13 protein-coding genes and 1 tRNA gene are annotated in these 20,475 nt (G+C 62.2%); 7 read left to right on the top strand and 7 right to left on the bottom strand.

The features are described 5' to 3' along the window. Positions 1–62: 62 nt before the first annotated feature. The 4 genes from ICL81_RS02780 (at position 63) to ICL81_RS02765 (ending at position 4,630) form a co-directional block, all read left to right on the top strand. Positions 63–809, top strand: a complete 747-nt coding sequence (locus ICL81_RS02780; protein WP_188033467.1) for a class E sortase — start codon at positions 63–65, stop codon at positions 807–809. A gap of 9 nt (positions 810–818) precedes the next feature. Beyond that, positions 819–974: a hypothetical protein gene (locus ICL81_RS02775; protein WP_188024817.1), complete on the top strand. Its 156-nt coding sequence runs from the start codon at positions 819–821 to the stop codon at positions 972–974. 15 nt (positions 975–989) lie between these two features. Continuing rightward, positions 990–1,625, top strand: coding sequence for an aminodeoxychorismate/anthranilate synthase component II (locus tag ICL81_RS02770; protein WP_188033466.1), 636 nt, complete (start codon positions 990–992; stop codon positions 1,623–1,625). Positions 1,626–1,936: 311 nt separating this feature from the next. Next, positions 1,937–4,630, top strand: coding sequence for a metallophosphoesterase family protein (locus tag ICL81_RS02765; protein WP_353055398.1), 2,694 nt, complete (start codon positions 1,937–1,939; stop codon positions 4,628–4,630). 260 nt (positions 4,631–4,890) lie between these two features. Here ICL81_RS02765 and pknB read toward each other — a convergent pair whose 3' ends face one another. From pknB to ICL81_RS02730, 7 genes are all read right to left on the bottom strand, one after another. Continuing rightward, positions 4,891–6,588, bottom strand: coding sequence for a Stk1 family PASTA domain-containing Ser/Thr kinase (gene pknB / locus ICL81_RS02760; protein ID WP_188033464.1), 1,698 nt, complete (start codon positions 6,586–6,588; stop codon positions 4,891–4,893). Between the two features lie 229 nt (positions 6,589–6,817). Next, on the bottom strand, positions 6,818–8,557 hold the full coding sequence (locus ICL81_RS02755; protein WP_188033463.1) for a protein kinase: 1,740 nt from the start codon (positions 8,555–8,557) through the stop codon (positions 6,818–6,820). Further along, on the bottom strand, positions 8,554–10,041 hold the full coding sequence (locus ICL81_RS02750; RefSeq protein ID WP_188033462.1) for a penicillin-binding protein 2: 1,488 nt from the start codon (positions 10,039–10,041) through the stop codon (positions 8,554–8,556). The genes ICL81_RS02755 and ICL81_RS02750 overlap by 4 nt, the downstream gene beginning before the upstream one ends. Then, positions 10,038–11,441, bottom strand: coding sequence for an FtsW/RodA/SpoVE family cell cycle protein (locus ICL81_RS02745; RefSeq protein WP_188033461.1), 1,404 nt, complete (start codon positions 11,439–11,441; stop codon positions 10,038–10,040). Before ICL81_RS02745 ends, ICL81_RS02750 begins: the two co-directional genes overlap by 4 nt. Then, a complete protein-coding gene (locus ICL81_RS02740; RefSeq protein ID WP_188033460.1) occupies positions 11,441–12,685 on the bottom strand; it encodes a PP2C family serine/threonine-protein phosphatase in 1,245 nt (414 codons plus the stop codon). The genes ICL81_RS02745 and ICL81_RS02740 overlap by 1 nt, the downstream gene beginning before the upstream one ends. A gap of 1 nt (position 12,686) precedes the next feature. Beyond that, a complete protein-coding gene (locus ICL81_RS02735; RefSeq protein WP_188033459.1) occupies positions 12,687–13,304 on the bottom strand; it encodes an FHA domain-containing protein in 618 nt (205 codons plus the stop codon). Continuing rightward, on the bottom strand, positions 13,301–14,014 hold the full coding sequence (locus tag ICL81_RS02730; RefSeq protein WP_188033458.1) for a DUF3662 and FHA domain-containing protein: 714 nt from the start codon (positions 14,012–14,014) through the stop codon (positions 13,301–13,303). Before ICL81_RS02730 ends, ICL81_RS02735 begins: the two co-directional genes overlap by 4 nt. Positions 14,015–14,185: 171 nt before the next feature. Between ICL81_RS02730 and ICL81_RS02725 the strand changes: the two genes are divergently transcribed. The 3 genes from ICL81_RS02725 (at position 14,186) to ICL81_RS02715 (ending at position 20,447) form a co-directional block, all read left to right on the top strand. Continuing rightward, positions 14,186–14,268 (top strand) — tRNA-Leu (locus ICL81_RS02725). Positions 14,269–15,775: 1,507 nt separating this feature from the next. After that, a complete protein-coding gene (locus tag ICL81_RS02720; protein ID WP_188033457.1) occupies positions 15,776–18,310 on the top strand; it encodes a LuxR C-terminal-related transcriptional regulator in 2,535 nt (844 codons plus the stop codon). Between the two features lie 133 nt (positions 18,311–18,443). After that, a complete protein-coding gene (locus tag ICL81_RS02715; protein ID WP_188033456.1) occupies positions 18,444–20,447 on the top strand; it encodes a cytochrome c oxidase assembly protein in 2,004 nt (667 codons plus the stop codon). The last annotated feature ends 28 nt before the right edge of the window (positions 20,448–20,475 follow it).

Genomic DNA, 20,475 nt, shown 5'->3' with positions numbered 1-20,475 from the left:
GTCCCTGAGTCTACAGCGAGAGTCCCGAAAAATTCGATGAGTCACCCGTAAGATAAGGGACTATGAATAGGGTCGCACCCGGAAAGGCTCGGCGTCGTCGCCTGAGCCCACTTACGGTGATCGGTGAGCTGTTGCTGGTCGCGGGCATTGCTGTGCTCGGATTCATCGTCTGGCAACCCTGGTATGTGAACCTCACAGTAGGGGCAAAGCAGACCACTTTGACGGCCGAAGACTCCGCGAAGTGGGAAGAAAACTTCGTACATGATCCGAACATCGAGGGTGTGCCTGCCGTTGCTCGCCCCGCAGAGGGCGAAGTGTTCGGTGTGCTTCACGTCCCGGCATTCGGCAAGACCTACACAAACCGTGTCGCTGAGGGCACGAACCGCGACCTGGTGCTCGACCTCGACGAAAAGGGCATCGGCCGGTACGCCGATACCTCGATGCCGGGTGAACCGGGCAACACTGCCTGGGCTGCACACCGTTCTGGCAGTCACACGCAGCCGTTCCGCGAGATTATGAATTTGCGGATCGGTGATCCGCTGTTCCTTGAAACGGAGCAGGGTTGGTACACCTACAGGTATCGGTCGGCCGAGTATGTTGACCCGAGCGAGGTTGACGTGCTGAACCCGTTCCCGCGCCTTGAAAGCGCAGCGGGCGACGACCAGATTCTCACGCTTACGAGCTGCCATCCGAAGCACTGGGGCGCATACGAGCGAGTGATCGCGTATTCCGTGCTTGAAGATTTCCAGCCGCGCAATGAAGGCCCACCGGCCGAGCTGCTTGAACTGAACCCAAAGTTGAAAGGTTAAGGCTGCGAAATGTTCTCCATTCTTTGGCGCTTCTTCCCCGGACCGGCCTGGCTGCGCGTCATCATCCTGCTCCTTGCGGCAGCTGTGCTCGTGTATGCGCTCATCTTCTACATCTACCCGTGGGTAGCGACCCTGCTGCCCGAACCCGAAGTCACTGTCGAATAGCCCAGAGGTACCCTGATGACCCGAATCCTTGTGATCGATAACTACGACAGCTTCGTCTACACGATCAACGGCTACCTGCAGCAGCTCGGTGCCGAGACCCATGTGATCCGCAATGATGACGTGACGGTCGGCGAACTCGAAGAACTCGTGCGCGGCTTCGACGGCGTGCTCGTCTCGCCAGGTCCGGGCACTCCCGCTGAGGCGGGTGTCTCGATCCCCATGGTGAGCCTTGCGGTGCGCGAGGGCATCCCGTTGCTCGGCGTCTGCCTCGGCCATCAGGCCATCGCAGAGGCGCTCGGTGGCGTCGTCACGCACGCTGAACAGCTCATGCACGGCAAGGTCTCGCGCGTGCAGCACACGGGTGACGAGTTCTTTGCACACGTCGCTCCCGAGTTTGCGGCTACCCGGTACCACTCGCTCGCGATTGTGCGCAGCACCGTGCCTGAGTCGCTCGCGATCACCGCAGAGACCGCCGATGGCGTCGTCATGGCTGTGCGTCACCGCGATCGCCCGATCTTCGGCGTGCAGTACCACCCCGAGTCGGTGCTGACCGAGGGCGGCTACCAGCAGCTCGGCAACTGGCTCCGCATCGCCGGGCTTGCAAATGCTGCGGAGACGGCGCGTGCGCTGTCACCGCTGATCCGCTCGTAGATACTCACCTCCGGACTCAACCCCTCGAAACTGGCAGGTTCTGCCGAGATCGTCCCTTTCATACGTATGAAGGGCCGCTTCTCGGGAGAAGCGCCCTGTTTCGAGGGGTTTGCTGTGTCTGGGCACCGTCCCGCAAGTCGGCCCGCCAGCTGCCCCGCCAGCTGCCGTTCATCGCGGGGAAACCCTCGGGAGAGTAGTGGTTTACTCGCCTGCGGTGGGATGGACATGGCCGGCAGCAGCCGGTGCAAGATGTGCATCCGACCAAAGGAATGATGATGATCTCTGCCCGTGCTCCGCGGGTGAGGCGAGGTGTGACGCTGGTCACCCTTGCCGCGCTTGTTGGTGGCGGCCTCGCGCTGCCCGTCGCAAGCTCCGCTCTCGCCGCGCCACTCGCTGCCGCGACTACGCCCGAACTCCCAACCACTCCGCTCGTGACCACGGGAACCGAGTGGCATTACCTTGATACCGCCGTTGAACCATCGGCAGAGGGCGCGGATCGCAACAGCTGGACCGCCCCAGACTTCGCAGATGATGCCTGGGCCGTTGCGCCGGGCGCATTCGGTGTGAAGGGCAACAAGCTTGCCGCGGTCGGGCCGTACACCCCGAAGACTAAGCTGCAGCACTACATCAATGACACCGCGGCACCGACGGTGCCGACCTACTTCTTCCGGACGAGCTTCGAGCTCGCTGAGGGTGCTGCGGCGCAGATCGGCGCCGTGAAGTCAGAGGTTATCTACGACGACGCACTCCGCGTGTACGTCAACGGTGAGAAGGTGGCGGGCTTTGTCGACGAGCGCGTCGACGATGCGAACCCGTCAAACCTACAGTACGCGGGAAGCTCCGCTGGTGACCCAGTGAAGAGCACGTTCGCGATTGATCCGGCACTGCTGCACGACGGTACGAACACGATCGCTGTTGCGCTGTACCAAGACCGCGAAACATCGTCCGACGCCTACTTTGACATGACGAGCCTCACCGTGCAGGCGAAGAACGAAGACGGCTCGGTTGATCCTGTGGCGGCGGCACCGTCGCGCGTGATCCTCACCCCGACCGAGACACCAGCGACCTCACAGTCGTTCTCGTGGCTCGCGGGTGACGCAGGTCACACGATCGGCCAGGTAGAGATTGGTGCGGTTGGCGATGCGGCAGCGGGATCCGCCCCCGCATCAACTCGCGTGATTGATGCGTACGAAGCCGGCAAGGTCAACGGCAACCTCAACCAGCACTTCTCGGCGACGGTTGCCGAGCTCGAGCCCGCAACTGACTACCGCTACCGCGTCGGTTTGCCCGGCGCATGGAGTGAGTGGTTCGACTTCACGACCGCTGACCCGAGCGACACCGACTTCCAGTTTGTCTACTACGGTGACGCGCAGATCGGCCTCGATACGACCTGGCCGTCGGTCGTGCTGCAGGCTGAGGCGAAGGCGACCGATTCGATCGGTTCGGTACACGCTGGTGACCTCATCAACACCGGCAGCAACGATGTCGAGTGGCAGAACTGGTTCAAGGGTATGGAGCGCTCGGCAACGAGCACGAACGTTATGGCCGCGCCTGGCAACCACGAGTACTCGGGTGACAAGCTGCTCCAGTCATGGAAGGCGCACTTCGAATACCCGCTGAACCAGCCGGGAACCGAAACCATCGGCGACCTCGCAGCGCTCGCCCAGGGTGATACCGATGCGGCGAAGCAGTACGCGGCATACTTCGAGCGCTGGGCAGAGTTCGCGGCAGAGACCGTGTACTTCACGGACTACCAGGGCGTGCGCTTCATCACGCTTAACGCGACCCGCGACACCACCTTCCTGAAGCCTGACAACCTCCCCGCGTGCACCGGCACCGAATGCCCGAGCGGCAAGGTGCAGGAGCTCTGGACCGAGTACCAGGCTGCATGGCTCGACTACGTGCTCAAGAACAGCGCATCGAAGTGGAACGTCGTCACCTTCCACCAGCCGGTCTACTCGACCTCGTCGGGACGTGACGAAGCGGTCCTGCGCAAGCACTGGGTTCCCGTCTTCGAAGAGAACAACATTGACCTCGTGCTCATGGGCCACGATCACACCTACGGCCGCGGATACAACACCGCCGACCTCACCGACACTTCCGGCCTGACTACCGGCCCCGTCTACGCCGTCTCGAACTCGGGCGCGAAGCACTACGACCTCGAGACCGAGGAGAAGAACGTGTGGACGAACAATGGTGCGATCCAGCGGATCCGCGCCCAGGACGTCACGACCTACCAGGTGATCGACGTCACCGAGGATCAGCTGACCTACCGCTCGTACGTCGCTGAGCGCCCCAGTGGCGCGAAGAGCTTCACACTCACTGACGCGAGTGGCGAGCGCCCGGTCTACACCGAGAAGGCAGTGCCGCAGGTCGGCGAGCTCTTCGACGAGTTCACTGTCACCAAGTACGCGACCGACACCAAGTGGGTCACCGAACCCGGCGTTGATGCACCGGCCGGACCCCAGCTGACGCTCGGCGCAACCGAGGTGAAGCAGGGCGCGGATCTGACCGTCGCAGGCACAGGCTTCACCCCCGAGAGTGAGCTGAAGGTCGAGTTGCACTCTGACCCGGTCGAGCTCGGCACCGCAACCGTCGACGCCGATGGCGCGTTCTCGACGACTGTCACCATCCCCGCGAACACCGCGACCGACGCACCGCACGAACTCGTCGTCGTGCTGCCCAACGGCAAGTCAGTTTCGACGCCGCTCACTGTGACTGCAGCTGCGCCCGTCGAACCCGGTGGCGGGTCCGGCGGCGGCACCGGCGGCGGCACCGGCGGCGGATCGGGAACCTCCGGTGGCTCCGGCTCCGGCTCCGGCTCTGCGGGCGGTTCGAACACCGCCGGGAGCGGCACGAACGGCACCGCGGCCAACGGCGCGGCTGGCCTCGCCAACACCGGTGCAGCAGGCCTGCTCCCGCTCGGCGCCGCCGGTGCGTTGCTGCTGGCGCTGGGTGTTGCGGTCATGATCCGCCGACGTCAGCAGGCGACCGCGAGCGAGTAGCTCCCCGTAAGTGATCGGCCCCAGCTGCGTATTGCTCGCGGTTGGGGCCGTTTACTGTGCAGCCCGGGCTCTCATGCGGTGCAGTGGACACCACATCTTGTCATTCGGGTGCCTGGTGTCTGGCAACCGAGTGAAGCGGCTCCGCTCCATCGAAAACGCCCCGCTCCATCGAAACGGCCCCGTTCTTGCGGATGAAACTTGTCATCTCGCAGGAACGGGGCCGTTTCGCGGGGTTGGCCTGTTGGGGCCGGTTGGCCTGTTTAGCCGGTGCAGTAGGTGAGCTCCAGCGCCGAGCCCTGGGGCTGGCGGCCGATGAGCGACTGCTCCATGATCGGGAGGCTCTCACCAACCTCGCAGCCGGTGTCGGCCGTTGTCAGCGGGCGCAGCTGCAGCTTCACATTGAGCGACGAGGTGAGCGAACGCGCCACCTCGAGTGACTGACCGGTGAGGTCGGGAATCTCGACGAGGCCGCTCGACACCGTAATGTCGACGGTTGAGCCCGAGCGCAGTTCGGTGTTCGGCTCCGGAGCAACCTTGAGTACCCGGTTCGCGGGCAGTGGATCGTCGCTCTGGTTGATCTCGCCGACACGCAGACCGAGCTCCTGGAGCTTCTTCGTGTAGGCATCAAGCGTGGTGCTGCCGATGTCAGGCACCTCGGCCGACTCGGGGCCGAGGGAGATGACAACGCCAACCTCAGCGCCCTGCGAGAGGGTCGTGCCAGCCTCGGGGTCGGTGGAGATGACGTAGCCGCCTGGGATTGTCTCGCTGTTTTCTTCAGAGATCAGCGGGATCAGGTTCTGCTTTCCCAGCGCATCGATGGCTTCGGCGCGGGTGTAGTTCGTGAGATCAGGAACGCGCGGTGCCGTCTCGATGTTTGGCGACGGCAGCGTCACGAGCCAGAAAATTACGGCGACAACGATCGCGGCAACCGTCAGGATCGCAGCCCACGTCCACATGACCGGCGGGCGGCTCTGCGAACGCGATCCGCCGCTTTCAGAAAGCTGGCGCAGCGCGAGGTCGGAGTCTGAAACTTCGTCACCGCTCGTGAACAGCATGCTGTTCTCGGTCTCTGGCTGGGGCAGATCGGGCATCTGGCCGATCGACGCCTCGCGGAGCGCAGTACGGAACTCAGCCGCGGTCTGGAACCGACGGGTGCGGTCCTTCACGAGGCCGTGCAAGACGACTGCATCGAGCTCGGGCGTGACATCTGGGTTGCGCGTGCTCGGTGCCTTCGGGCGCTCGCTCACATGCTGGTACGCCACGGAGACCGCAGATTCACCAACGAACGGCACGTTGCCCGTGAGGAGTTCGTAGAGCAAGACCGCAGTTGAGTACAGATCGGTGCGCGGATCGATCGGCTCGCCCTTCGCCTGTTCCGGCGAGAAGTATGCGGCGGTGCCGAGGATAGCGGTCGTCTGCTGCAGCGTCGAGGAAGTGTCTGAGACCGCGCGGCTAATGCCGAAGTCCATCACCTTGACCTGGCCGGTCTTGGTAATCATGACGTTTGCGGGCTTAATGTCGCGGTGCACGATGCCTGCGCGGTGCGAGTATTCGAGCGCGGTGAGGACAGACTCAGTGACGCGAGCTGCCTCCTGCATCGACAGAGGGTGCTCCTGCACGAGCTGACGGAGGTTGGTGCCCTCGACGTACTCCATGACGATGAATGGAAGACGCTTTGCGCCGTCAGCCGTCTGGATGAGGTCGTCACCTGCGTCAAAGACGCGAACGATAGTCGGGTGCGCCATTCGAGCAGCCGACTGGGCCTCCTGGCGGAAGCGCGAACGGAACTGGTCGTCGTGCGCCAGCTCTGCCTTCATCACCTTGATAGCGACTTGACGCCCGAGCTTGGTGTCTGTCCCGCGGTAGACCGTAGCCATACCGCCTTGGCCGATGAACTCGCCAAGCGCATAACGCCCTGCGAGGATACGCTGTTCACCAACGCCTGCGGCCTCGGACATGCACACCCCTTCCGTAGAGACAAACTACCTTCCAGTCTACGTGTCTGGCCTGAGCGCCACGACGGTCATGCATAACGATTGCAGTACGTGGATCAGATGTTTTTCAGGCCTACAACTGTCGTCGAGATAGCGAACAAACGTCGTCGCATACGCGCGTAGAGCCAATACAAAAAGCGAGGGCACCCGAATCGGATGCCCTCGCTTTTCATCATTGGAAGAGATGCGGAACTTAGTTGTCCTTGTTCTCGCTTGCGTCGCTGTCACCGGTGGGCGGTACAACAGGCTCAGTCACCTTGATGGTGAGTGCACCCGATGCGTCAGAGGTGCGCTCCTGCGCGCCCGAGCAGGTGATCTTGTACGAGATGTTGACCGAACCAGCGCCCATCGCCATGAACGTTGCGCCGTTTGCCGACGGAGTGTTCTGCAACGAAACGATGCCCTGCGGATCGGTGATGATCTCGTACGTCGGGTTCCCAAGGCCCGATGGGCAGCTTGAGTCGAAGCCGGTCACCGTGAAGGTGCTGCCGACAGCGACTGAGGAGACATCGCTCTTCGGCGTTGACGGGGTACCGAGCTGCGGGAAACCGGTGTTCACAGCCAGGGTGATCGTCTGATCGAATGCGACGTTGCCCGAGGGGTTGATGCCAGAAACGAGGCCGACCTGTGCATCGGGAACGGGGCCAACCTCAGTCTTGCTGATGTTCTGGAATCCGAGACCGTTCAGGTAGCCAACTGCCTCATCGTATGATTTGCCGACAACCTGGCTCTCGTCGATCGTCGCGGTGGTGGGCTTTTCAGGCTCAACAACGGTCGGCTTGGTCGGCTTCGGCTTCGGCTTGGTGGTCTGGGTCGTCGTGCCCTCGTCGTTCTGCGCTGCAGAGACCAGTGCGTAGACGGTACCGCCACCGATAAGAAGGAGCAGCGCGAGCAGCGAGATGAGCGGCCAGGTCCAGCGGCTCTTCTTTTTCTTCGGCTTCTCGTCACCCTCGATGTCGGTGCTCTCTACGTCGCCTTCGGCAGACTCAGCAAGCACGCCAGTCTGCGGCATCATCGTGGTCGCAGCGTCGTCCATCTGCGGCATGACGGTGGTCGCAGCGCTCGTGTCAGGTGCGCCGAGTACCTGCGGAACGTAGCTCGCAGCGAGCTGCACGTCGCCGCGGTGCAGGGCTGCAGCTGCCGAAGCGAGCTTTGCCGCGGTCTCGGGGCGACCGTCTGCGTCCTTATCGAGGCACGCGTACACCAGGTTACGGACTGCCTCAGGGATGTCATCGGGCAGTGCGGGCGGCTCGTCATTGATCTGAGCCATCGCGATTGCGACCTGCGATTCGCCAGTGAAGGGGCGCTTACCTGCGAGGCACTCGTACGCGACGATGCCGAGCGAGTAAATGTCGGTCGCTGCGGTTGCCGAGTGGCCGCTTGCCTGCTCAGGCGCGAGGTACTGAACGGTACCCATGACCTGGCCGGTTGCGGTGAGCGGCACCTGGTCGGCGATGCGTGCGATACCGAAGTCGGTGATCTTCACGCGACCCTCAGGGGTGATGAGCAGGTTGCCCGGCTTCACATCGCGGTGCACGAGGCCTGCGTCGTGTGCAGCCTGCAGCGAGGTCGCGGTCTGCGCGACGATGCCGAGTACGCGGTTCGACGGCAGACGACCTTCGCGCTCGATGATGGTCGAAAGGGGTTCGCCCGGAACGAGTTCCATGACGATGTACGCCGACCCCTGCTCTTCACCGTAGTCAAATACGTTCGCAATACCCTCGTGGTTCACGAGCGCAGCGTGACGTGCCTCGGCACGGAAACGCTCGAGGAACCCAGGGTCCCCCATGTACTCGTCCTTGAGGATCTTAATCGCGACGGTACGACCGATGATGTTGTCGGTCGCCCGCCAAACCTCGCCCATGCCGCCAACGGCGACCCGTGAGCTCAGCTCATAGCGACCGCCGAACGTGATCCCTTCTGCTGGCCTCATTCGCTCAACACCGCTTCCATTACTCGTTTTCCAATGATTGTTGTGGTCTCTGACGACATTGCGTCGTAATTAAATGCAGCTCCGCCGCCGTCGGCGACCACTACAGCTACGGCAACCTTCGGGTTGTCTACCGGTGCGAAACCGGTGTACCAAAGCGTGTACGGACGAACCGTTCCGTCTTCGTCGTTGCCCATTTCGGCAGTGCCCGTCTTGCCAGCTACGCGGACCCCGTCAATGCCGGAGGAATTTGCGTAGCCGTCTGCCGAAGAAACTCCAAGCTCCATCATCGCAGCGATCTCATTCGCCGTCTGGGATGAAATAGGCGTGGAGTACTCTTTTTCGCTAAATGACTGCTCGACCTTGAGGTCGGGCGAAATCACCGATTCGACGAGCTGCGGGTACATGACTGTGCCGCCGTTTGCGATGCCGGCCGAAACCATTGCGATCTGGAGGGGCGTCGAACGCACGTCGAACTGGCCGATCGACGAGAGCGCAGCCTGCGCCGCGTCCTCAGGCTTGGGGGCCTGGCTCGCGGTCGTCGGGAAGGGGATCTCGAGTTCATCACCGAACCCGTACGCCTCAGCCATATCGGGGATGGCGTTGGGGTCCATACCCGCCGCAAGCTGCGCAAACGGCAAGTTACAGGAGATGCGGATCGCCTCGGTCAGGGTCGTCTTGTCGCCCGGGCCACACGCTGCGTTCGTGGTGTTCTTCATCTGGAACGACGAACCAGGCAGCGTGTACGCGGAGGGGTTCGGCAGCGGGCTGGTCGGGGTTGCCTTACCAGCCTCAAGGATTGCCGATGCCGAAACCAGCTTGTAGACAGACCCGGGTGGGTACAGATCGCCAGCGACCGCACGGTTTGCGAGGGGCTGTGCGGGATCATCTTCGAGTGCCTGGTAGTTCTCGATGATCTGCGCATCACTGTTCGAGGAGAGCAGATTAGGGTCGTACGTCGGCGTCGAAGCGAGCGCGAGGATCTTGCCAGTGTCTGGCTCGATTGCGACGACGGCGCCTGTGAAATCGAACTCCGTAAGCGCATCGAACGCAGCGCGCTGGGCTGCGGGATCGATCGTGGTCTCAATGGAGCTGCCCTGCGGCGCAATACCGTTGAGCGTGTTCAGCAGGCGGCTGAAGAATTGCGCATTACCGGTGCCCGAGAGCTCCTTGTTCATCGCAGATTCGAGACCTGACATGCCCTGTAGGTGCGAGTAGTACCCCGTGATGGGAGCATAGAGCTCGCCGTCCGAGTACTGACGCGTGTAGTGGTACGAGTCATCAGTCGGCACGGAGAATGCAACGGGCTCACCGTTGACCAGAATCGAGCCGCGCTCGACCTTGTAGCTGTTCTTGAGCGTGCGCGAGTTGAGCTCGTTCGCACGCAGCTCGTCTGCATCCACGAACTGAATCATGGTGACAGCGAAGAACAGCACCAGGAACATCAAGAAGATGGTCCTGGTCAGAATCTTCAGCGGCTTATTCATGACCGAATCACCAACTTCGGTTTATTTCTGATCGAATTCGACAGAAGTACGAGCATCGCGACGATAAGCCAGTTCGAGACAAGGGATGATCCGCCAGCCGCGAGGAACGGCGCAGTCAGGCCAGTCAGCGGGATGACGCGAGTCACGCCACCGACAACGATGAAGACCTGGAACGCGATCGAGAATGCCAGGCCGGTTGCGAGGAGCTTGCCAAAGTCGTCCTGACCAGCGAAACCGATGCGCAGGCCGCGGCCAACGAGCAACAGGTACGCCGCGAGAATGACGAACAGGCCAACGAGGCCGAGCTCTTCACCAAGCGACGGGATGATGTAGTCGCTGTCGGCGAGTGGGGTGTCTTGCGGGAAGCCCTGGCCGAGGCCGGTGCCAGTGAGGCCACCGTTCGCCATGCCAAACAGGCCCTGCAACATCTGGAAGCTCGCGTTGTACGGGTCGGCGAACGGATCAAGCCAGTTCGCGAAGCGCACGTTCACGTACTCGAGGGTCTGGCTCGCAACGATGCCGCCAACGAGGAACAGACCAACACCGAGGATGATCCAGCCAATACGACCGGTCGCAACGTACAGCATCGACAGGAACAGGCCGAAGTAGAGTAGCGAGGTACCGAGGTCGCGCTGGAACACGAGCACGCACATTGCGACGAGCCAGAAGGCGAGCAGTGGGCCAAGGTCGCGGCCACGCGGGAAGCGGATACCAGCGAACTTCTTGCCCACCATCGAGAGCGCGTCACGGTTACGCACGAGATACCCCGCGAAGAAGATCGCGAGGAGGATCTTGGCGATCTCGCCCGGCTGGAACGAGAAACCGCCGATCATGATCCACACGCGTGCACCGTACATCTCACGGCCGATACCGGGCAGCATCGGCAGCAACAGCAGGACGAGTGCGCCGAGGCCGCTGAGGTACGTGAATCGGAACAGCACCATGTGGTTCTTGATGATGAGCAAGAGCACGATGCAGGCCGCGATTGCGATCGACGACCACACGAGCTGACGCACGGCACCCGAACCCCAGCCTGAGAGCTCTTCTGCGAGATCAATGCGGTAGATCATGGCGATGCCGATGGTGTTCAAGAACACCGCGATCGGCAAAATGAGCGGATCGGCATCGGGCGCAACTTTGCGCACCACCAGGTGCAGCGCGGTCACCAACACGACAAACAGAATGCCAGGGGCAAGCAGGTTCGTCTCGACCTTGCCGTGGATCGTGAGATCGATAACCAGGACAGCAGAGATGCCAACGATCAGCGAGAAGACGAGCAGTGCAAGCTCCATGCTGCGAAGCAGGCGCGGGGCCCGGATCGCAGTAATGCGCTGCAGAATGTTCTCGCTCGTGCGGTTCTGCTCGAACGTGCGCGGCTGGGCCGCCTGCTGGTCATTCATTACTCGTCACCTCCCAGTCTCAGCACAATATCGCGAGCCTCTGACAACGAACCAGCCGAGAGGCTGCGCTGGATCTGACGCCGCTCCATTCCGTCGAGCGCATCGAGCGGGATGCCGGTTTCTTCGGCCACGGAGTACAACGAGAACGACCCGAAAGTTTGCTGGACGCCCTGGTAGATGATGACCGATTCACCGTCGGTGCCGACGAAGTAGCGTGACTGCGTCCACTGGTAGCTGAAGAGGAGCGCGCCGCCGATCGCCACAAGCACGGCTACGACTCCGAGCAACCACATGACGCGGCGACGCTTGTTGCGGCGCTTTGTCTCAGCGAGCAGCTCTGCGAGGTACTCATCAACGCGGGGCTCAAAGTGCGACTCTTCAACGACGGGAACGCGACGAACGCGGCGACGACTGAGCAGACGCATGCGAGCGGTCGTGATTTCACCATCGCGCAAGACGGGTGCATTGGCGGCGGATCCGACGAACCGTGGGTTCGGCTCCTCGTGCGGAATCTCTTCTTCGACGGTCTCCACCAGCACAACAGTGACGTTGTCAGGGGCGCCGTGCGCGAGGCTCTTATCGATGAGCGCATCAACCGCGCCCTGCAGCGTGTGGCTGCGGCGCAGGATCTTCTCGATGTCAGGGTCTTCGACGTAACCGCAGAGACCGTCTGAGCAGAGGAGCCAGACGTCACCGGGCTGCGTATCGAGCACTGAGACATCGATCTCGGGCGCCGATTCGACATCGCCGAGCACGCGCATGAGTACCGACCGACGAGGGTGGAACTTGGCTTCCTCTTCGGTGATCCGCCCACTATCGACCAGGCGCTGGACGAAGGTGTGGTCTTTCGTGATTTGCTCGAGCTTGTCGTCGCGCAGACGGTACAGGCGTGAGTCGCCAATGTGTGCGAGGGCGAGCTGCTTGCCGACCGTCAGGAAGCCACAGAACGTGGTGCCGAGGCCAGCGAGCTCCGGGTGCTCCTTAACGGTGCCGCGTAGCTTCTTGTTTGCCTCGAGCAGTGCGTTGCGCAGCGTGAGGCCGGCCATCTCTGACGAGCTTTCGGGGCGGAGATCTTGGGTTGCGATTTCCTTCGCAACCAGTGCCGAAGCGACGTCGCCACCGGCGTGACCGCCCATGCCGTCGGCAACGAGGTAGAGGTAGTCGCCCGCAAAACCGGAGTCCTGGTTGTTGGAGCGCACCATGCCAACGTGTGATCCGATGGCACTCTTGTAGCCGTAGCTCACGTTACGGCCTCAACTCAAAGGTCGTCGTACCAATCGTGACCGGGGTGAACGGGGGCACGGGTACCGTGCCGCGCACGCGCACACCGTCGAGCTTGGTGCCGTTCGTGGAATCAAGATCTGTGAGTCGCCACTCGTTGCCAGTCTTTGCGAGGCTCGCATGACGGGTAGAGGTGTACTCGTCGACGATGACGAGGGTGGAATCGGAGCTGCGTCCGATCGTGAAAACTGCGACGTCGAGGGGGATCGACGTACCGGCTGCAACGCCGGAGGTGATGACGAGCTGCGTCGCTGCAGCGGTCTGCGGGGCCTCGTTGGCCGAAGGGAATGCGTCCGTAATCGGATCAAACGCGGGTGCCTGCGCCGGGTTCGGGCGTGAAATCGGGGCTGCGGCGGCAACGGGTGTGGGAACCGGTGATGGCGCGGGTGCGGGCGCAGGTGCTGGAGCCGGAGCCGCGGGGCGTACCGAGGGAACGGGGGAGCCGCCCTGCTCGTTCTGCTTCATGCGGCGAACTGGCGTACCAAACAGGTCACTGCGCAGTGCGTAGACGATTGAGAATATAAAGAACCACAGCAGCAGGAGAAACCCGATGCGTAGGACGAGCAGCGTGAGTTCGCTCACTGATCCCTCCAGAAGTCACTGGCCGCGCTTCCAGGTTGCGCGTTAGCCCGACCGGGCACCATTTGGAAGCGTAGCGCAGTCTGGCCAATTGTGATCGTCGTACCCGCCTGCAGTTTTGCCTCACGGAAACGCTGACCGTCGATCTTTGAGCCATTCGTCGAACCAAGATCGCGTGCAAGGCCCTGTGTGCCGTCCCAGATGATCTCCAGGTGACGGCGCGATGCCGCATTGTCAGTGATGCGGATCTCACAGTCACTGCCACGACCGACCACCGTTGTACCGCGGTGAAGTTCGTGGCGGACGCCATTTACGTCCATTGCTGCAACCCAGTCAATGCTGCCGGTCACGCGCTTCGCATCGATCTCCACGACGCCGGCCGTGACTGAGTCGTCGGCGCGGATCTCAACATCGGGATCACCGAGTAGCTGGTAGTTCTGGCGCTGCGCATACGACACGACGATCTCGCGCAGTTCAGTTTCTAAGGTGTCACCCAGGTTCAGGAGTCGCTGAGCGTCCTGTTCCGACACGCGGACGACGAAACGGTTCGGAGCAAGCGTGCGGTCGCGATCGATGATCACGGCACCAATATCGAGCTCTCGCTTCAGCGCCGAAGCGACCTCAACGGGCTGCACTCCAGAGCGGAAAGTCCGCGCAAATGCGCCATTTACGGCGCGCTCGAGCGAGCGTTCGACGTTGTCGAGAAAGCCCATTGCTCTGCCTTTCCGTTTGGGATTCGATGCAGGTGCACCTGGTTCCTATTGGGTCACAAGCTTACCCGCTTTGGTGTCAGGGGCACTCAGCTGGTACAGTAATCAAGTTGCCCGAGCAGGGCGGGAATCGGATCCTGAGGGTCTGATTTTCCGAAAAGCTCGAAGACACTCGCGCGAGTGGCGGAATGGCAGACGCGCTGGCTTCAGGTGCCAGTGCCCGCAAGGGCGTGGGGGTTCAAGTCCCCCCTCGCGCACAGATGAGAAGGACCGGATCGGTGATCCGGTCCTTCTTTTTTGCACATGCGGGCCTCAACCCCGCGAGATCGACCCTCACCTCGACCCCAACCCCGCGAGATCGACCCTTTCTCTCGAAACAGCCCCTTTCATGCGCATGAATCGCCTGGTTTCGGCAGAAACACCCCGTTTCGAGGGTCTGACTTGCTGGGCACACCCCGCGGTGCCCCTGCCCTATGAATAAGGCCGCCCGGCCCTGTGGGCCGGCCCGTTCTTCCCTGTACGCCAGCCCTTGCCTGGCGTACAGTCTGCAAGTTTTGCCGCGAAATGCCGCGAAGACGGGGGCTATCGCTTACTCAGTGTTCGAGACCTGGCTGAATCCTGCGAAAAGCCCACGTTCTCTCCAGCAGCCTCTTTCATGCGCATGGAACGCCTTGTTTTGGCAGAAACTGCCCATCTCGAAGGGAAGAGGCTGGCTAGTCTCAACACTGCGGATTGATGAGCACCTTCCCTGTGGGCAACGCTGAAGCTTTGCTGGTGGCACCGTTACCAGCGCCGTACGAACCCCGGAACTCTCAATCCAACGCGGCCCCGAATAAACCGTGTCACGCAGCCAGAACATCTCAATGTGGCCCGGGCGGTGGGAGGTCGGGAAGGGCGCGGATCGCGACAGCCTCCGCAAGGGCACCAGGACGAGGGGTGACTGCCGCAAGAACCATTGGGCTCCCTTTATATATAGGTGCGCAAGAACGACGGTGCACGCTGCGAGATTCCAGGTATCGAGCGCCTCGGACACGTAATGCATGTGGGTGCGGGTCGCTTGAGCCGCCAACCGCAGAGTTATCCACCAAAAACCGTCCTGTGGATAACTCTGTGCATAAGGGTGTGGGTGGGTGTGTAGAAGTCCGTCGTTTCTGTGTATAAAAACTGCACGATCTCGCGCTTACGAACATATGTTCGATAGTTACACGCGTGTAATTACACGTTGTGAACAGTGTGAATAAGTATGTGGATAACTTGGGGATAGGGCGTGGCAAATCTGGGGATAACTATCCCAAGGTGTGCAAAATTCCTCAAACTTTGGCCAGAACTCGGCGTTCGCTCGCTTCGCGAGAAATCACGTGAAAACCTGGGCATAAGTGCCGCCTTGGGGGAGAGGTGGCGCAGGTGAGCCCGGAACGCAAGAAGAGATCAACACGGAACTGGCGCTAAAGGTAGAGAGGATGACGGCTAGGGCTGGGTATTTCAGGGGGGATGGAGTGAACCCAGCCGCGGGAGTTATTTGAGAAGGGGGCGTTCCCGCTCCGTATCGCTACGGCCTAGCAAGTCATCTGCGCCGACATCGTGCTGACCTCGGTGTAAATGACATTAATCAGGAGGGTCCCCATGGATGCACGGAAAGATCAAAAGCCAGTACAAACCTTGCGCAGATTCCGTGCTCGTGGACATGATGTCAGTGTTATCGGTGCTGCCCTCAGTGGAAACTCAACGCCGAGATCCGAACAGCACAGCTTGGGAGGCGCGGCAATGAAGCGTAGCGAAATGTACTTGAATGCGATCGACATTCTGCAGGGTGGACGCAGCGTCGAGATCATTGGCGAGCACGGAAACGGCCGTTCGCAGTTGCTGCGCAAGATTCGCGATCACTTCGGTACGCTCGGTTGGCGCACGCTTGAGGTCGGGGGCATTGCCTCATTCGCGCGGGTCCCGCTCGGGGCGTTGAGTATTGCTGGGTTTGGTGGATCCGCCGACTCGAAAAGCTCCGAAAATCGGACGCCGCCCATGCTCGCAGCCTTCGACGCGCTTAGCGCGAGGGTGACGCCTGGCCGCACGATATTCGTGATCGACGATGCCGACAGCCTTGATGAGGCATCGTGGGGAGTCGTGAGCACGGTGAGTTCGAAGCTCGACGTTCCCTTTGTAGCAACGCGGGTGCGCAATGGAATGCGACACAACAGCCCGCTGGTGACGAACGGCTTTGCTGCCGTGTACTCCCTGGATCTCTCACCTATGTCATATGCAGAGCTTGAGGAGACCCTCGGCCAGAACTTCGGGCTGCGCTTCGATGAACCCACGATGAGTCGAGTGTTCGCCATGTCAGGCGGAAACGTCGGCTTGGCGTCGTCTGTGATTGACGCGGGTCAGCGATCGGGGCAGCTCACGGTGACTGACGGGCTCGCGCACGCAAACGGCTCACTGTGGTCGCCGGCACTGCGCGCCGTCGTGCAATCGATACTGCACTGCCTCACTGATGACGAGCTTGCCGCGCTCAAGGCAATCGCGATGCTCGGCGCGACAGAGGTGGCGAGCGTGGCGCGGGTGGTGTCGCGGGAACAGCTTGTCGCACTCGAGGAGCGCGCCTTCATCTCAATTGTCGAGGTGTACGAGCGGCAGCTCGTGACCCTGAACCCGCCGATCATTGAGGACTACTTCCGGCACGGCGCGAGTAGCGCGCAGCAGGAGCTGCTGCTCGCGAAGCTCGGCGCGGATCCCGATCCCATCCCACCGTTGCTCACAAGGGCGCGCCAGACGCAGGAGCGCGCGGCCTACCTGCGGCTCGTGCAGGAGCGGACCGCGATCCGCACCCTGCGCGCGAGGGAACAGTGGGCGCTGCACCCAACACTCACGAATGCATCGCGGCTGATGTTGGTGATGCAGACAGATCCGGGGTGCTCCCAGGAGGAGATGCGGACGGTCATCGCGGAGGCGGCATCACTCGGCGGATCCAACGAGGAGCGAGCCGAGTGGGCGCTCGCCTATTCCGCTCACGTTGCTTACGATCTTGGTGACTTTGCCGGGGCGATCGACCTGCTGCGCGCAGAGGCTGAGCGTAACGAGACCAAGAAGATCCGTCTGGAGGCCCAGACGGTCTTGTTGGCAACGTGCTTCCTTGATGTGCAGCCAGACGAGCCATTTGCTGACGTGGATCGCCTCTCGCTGAACCCCCACACGAACGATGTGGTCACGCTGGCACGGGCGCTGTGGTTCCTGGTTCGTGGTGATGCCGCCCTGGCGCAAAAGGAGCTGGGCCTCTATTCAGCGCAGCAGGGGTCCGATCCGCGCTTTGACGCTGTGCAGATCTACACCGCTCTGGCGCTGGGGGAGCGTGATGGTGCGCTCGCCGCAGCCAACGCGGGGCTTGAAGCCGCGCAGAGCGAGCTGGATTCGCGCAGGATTCGTATGTATTCGTTCCTCCGCGCGACAGCGTTGCTCACACTTCGTCGCTATGACGAGGCGGAACAGACGGTCGCCGATGCCATTGGCTTTGGACTGCTCGCGGGGGAAAACCCGCTCAGCCGGGTTGGCCTCACGATTCTGAGCGCGTATTTTGCAAACCGGCGAGGTCATTCCGCGCTCGCCCGCGATCTTCAGGCTGACCTTGCGAAGGGCGGCCCGGTCGATGGCGCACTTCCGCTCCTGCATCACGCCTTCCTCGCGGTGCGTCTCACCGCCGACTACGATCTTGAAGCCGCGGCTCGTGTTGCACGTGAAACAGGCGACGAGATGTGGGAGCGCGGCGCGCGCTTCATGGCCGCCTGGACCTACCTCGACGGCATGCGGTTCATGCCTGATCGCGAGTCCTGGGAGCACGCGAAGGCGCGGATCGCGCAGGTTAACAGCCCCTCCATCCAGGCCTCTGCGCAGTTCGTGGACGCGCTCATCGCAACCGACGTTAACACCGTCACAGAAGAACTCGCGCGTCTCGAACGCGAGGGTGACTCTGCCTCGACCAAGCGCTTTGTCGAGAGCGTGCTCGGCGTGCTCCGCGCAGCGGGACATGACGCTGACGCCGAGCTCATCAACGTGCTTCAGGCGCGAGCGGGTGAGTTTGACGCTTCGCTTTCGCCGCAGGCCCACGGCACCGGCAACAAGCTCAGTGCCCGTGAGCGTGAGGTTGCCGAGCTCGTCGCGGCGGGCCTCTCGAACCCGCGCATTGCGGAGGCGTTGGTGGTCTCGATCCGCACCGTCGAATCGCACGTCACCAGGCTCATGAAGAAGCTCGGGGCGACCCGCAGGCAAGATATTCGCGAGTATTTGCTTGCCGCCGACGCCGGGCAGTAATCGCACGCCATCCACTCGAACCCCACTCGAACCCCACTCGAACCCCATACGAACCCCGCGTGCCGCATACCCGTGACGTGCGCTGGCGCTCACACGGAGGAAGCACGCAGAGGCACACCGTAGGCTAGATACCGTGCCACGTCTTTTTCGCGTTCTTGCCCCGGCCGTGCTGTTCGCAGCGGCCATCGCTGCAACCTTTGTCGGGCTTGCAATCGGTGGAGCTGCTGACCCGCGGGCGCTTGTCGACCCCGGAGCCTTCGTGCGATACGGTTCGCCGATCGCGCGCACGGTACTGAACCTCGCACTTTCGGGCGTGCTCGGTGCGACTCTCATGGCTGTGTGGGCGTTCGCGACGGACCGTGCCGAGTACCGCATCGCGATGGACGTTGCAGCGGCATCGGCAGCGTTGTCCACAGTGGCGTCGGGCGCGGTAATCCTGTTCTCGTACCTCGACTTCGGTGGTCTCGAGCTCTCGGCTGGACCGCTCTTCAGTGCCGGCCTCGCACAGTTCCTCACCGAAGTTGAGCTGGGCCAGTTGTGGCTGTTCTCCCTCATTCTTTCCGCAGTGACGACGGTTGCCGCGTTTGCATTCCGCGGCCGTCGCAGCACGCTGCTTGTCCTCGTCCTTGCACTCGTGGCCTTTGTGCCGATTGCATCGCAGGGTCACGCAGCTGGCGCTTCCGGTCACATGCAGGCCGTGAACGCCCTGCTCGTGCACGTCATCGGTGCGGCTGCGTGGATCGGCGGCCTCGCCGTCCTCGTCTTCGTCTCGCGCTCAGTCGACCGCGAACGCCTCGCTACCCTCACCGCGCGTTACTCGCCGATCGCGCTCCTGGCGTTCATCGGTGTTGCTGCCTCTGGTGTCGTCGCCGCGATGCAGCGCCTTGGCTCGTTCGACGCTCTGTTCAACACCGGTTATGGCCAGCTCATCATTGGCAAGACCGTGACCCTCCTGGCGCTTGGCGCGTTCGGTGCGCTGCAGCGTCAGTGGATGATTCCGCGGATCGGCACCTCTGAAAAGGGCCGCCGCATCTTCGCCTGGCTCGTTGTGAGCGAGCTTGCGGTAATGGGAATCGTGAGTGGTTTCGCTGGCTCACTCGGCCGCTCGGCGACCCCGGTGAACCTTGATCCTGCGCGTGATCAGGGCGGCAAGATTACGCCCGCTGAGTGGTTGACGGGTGACCCGCTGCCGCCCGAGCTTGGTTTCCAGGAGTACTTCAGCGTCTGGAAGTTTGACATCGCTTGGACGCTGGTCTGCGTCTTTGGTGCGGCTTTCTATCTCGCTGCCGTGATCCGCCTGCGTCGCCGTGGTGACAAGTGGCCGATTGGTCGTACGATCGCATGGCTCGCTGGCCTGGTGTTCTTGTTCTACGCGACCAATGGAGCCCTGAACGCGTACGAGGCGTACCTCTTCAGCACACACATGCTCATGCACATGTTGCTGACGATGCTGATCCCGCTCGTGTTGGTGTTGGGTGCGCCCGTCACGCTCGCGCTGCGAGCGATTCCGAAGCGTACTGATGGCTCGTGGGGTGGCCGTGAGTGGATCATGTGGATGGTTCAAACTCCCTACTCGAAGTTCATCACCCATCCGATCGTCGCCGCTGTGGTCTTCGTTGGCTCACTGTGGATCTTCTACTTCACACCCATCATGCGTTGGTCGATGGAGGCGCACCTCGGTCACCAGTGGATGATCATTCACTTCCTCATCTCGGGCTACCTCTTCAGCCTGACGATGGTCGGCACCGATCCGATTCCGTATCGCTTCCCCTACCCGCTGCGCCTGGTCGTGCTGTTCGCCACTATGGCCTCGCATGCCTTCTTTGGTGTCACACTCATGACGGGCGACAACCTCCTCGGCGCAGACTGGTTCGGTGCGATGGGTCGCCAGTGGGGTGGCACGCCGCTCGAGGACCAGGCGCTTGGCGGCGGCATCGCTTGGGGCATCGGCGAACTGCCGACGCTCGCCCTGGCGCTCGTCGTCGCGGTGCAGTGGTCGCGCACTGACCGTAAGGAGCAAAAGCGCAGGGACCGGGCGGCGGATCGCCTGGGCGACGTCGACCTTGAGGCCTACAATGCGATGCTGGCCGAGCAGGCGGCGCGTGATGAGCGGGCCGCAAGGCGCTTGCAGCGCTAGTTCGCTGTCGCGAGACGGCATAAGAATC

Origin of the sequence: Leucobacter sp. cx-328, from assembly GCF_014530035.1 — a bacterium.
Taxonomy (GTDB): Bacteria; Actinomycetota; Actinomycetes; order Actinomycetales; family Microbacteriaceae; genus Leucobacter.
The sequence above is the reverse complement of the archived record's forward strand: the minus strand, read 5'-3'. Positions and strand labels throughout refer to the sequence as shown.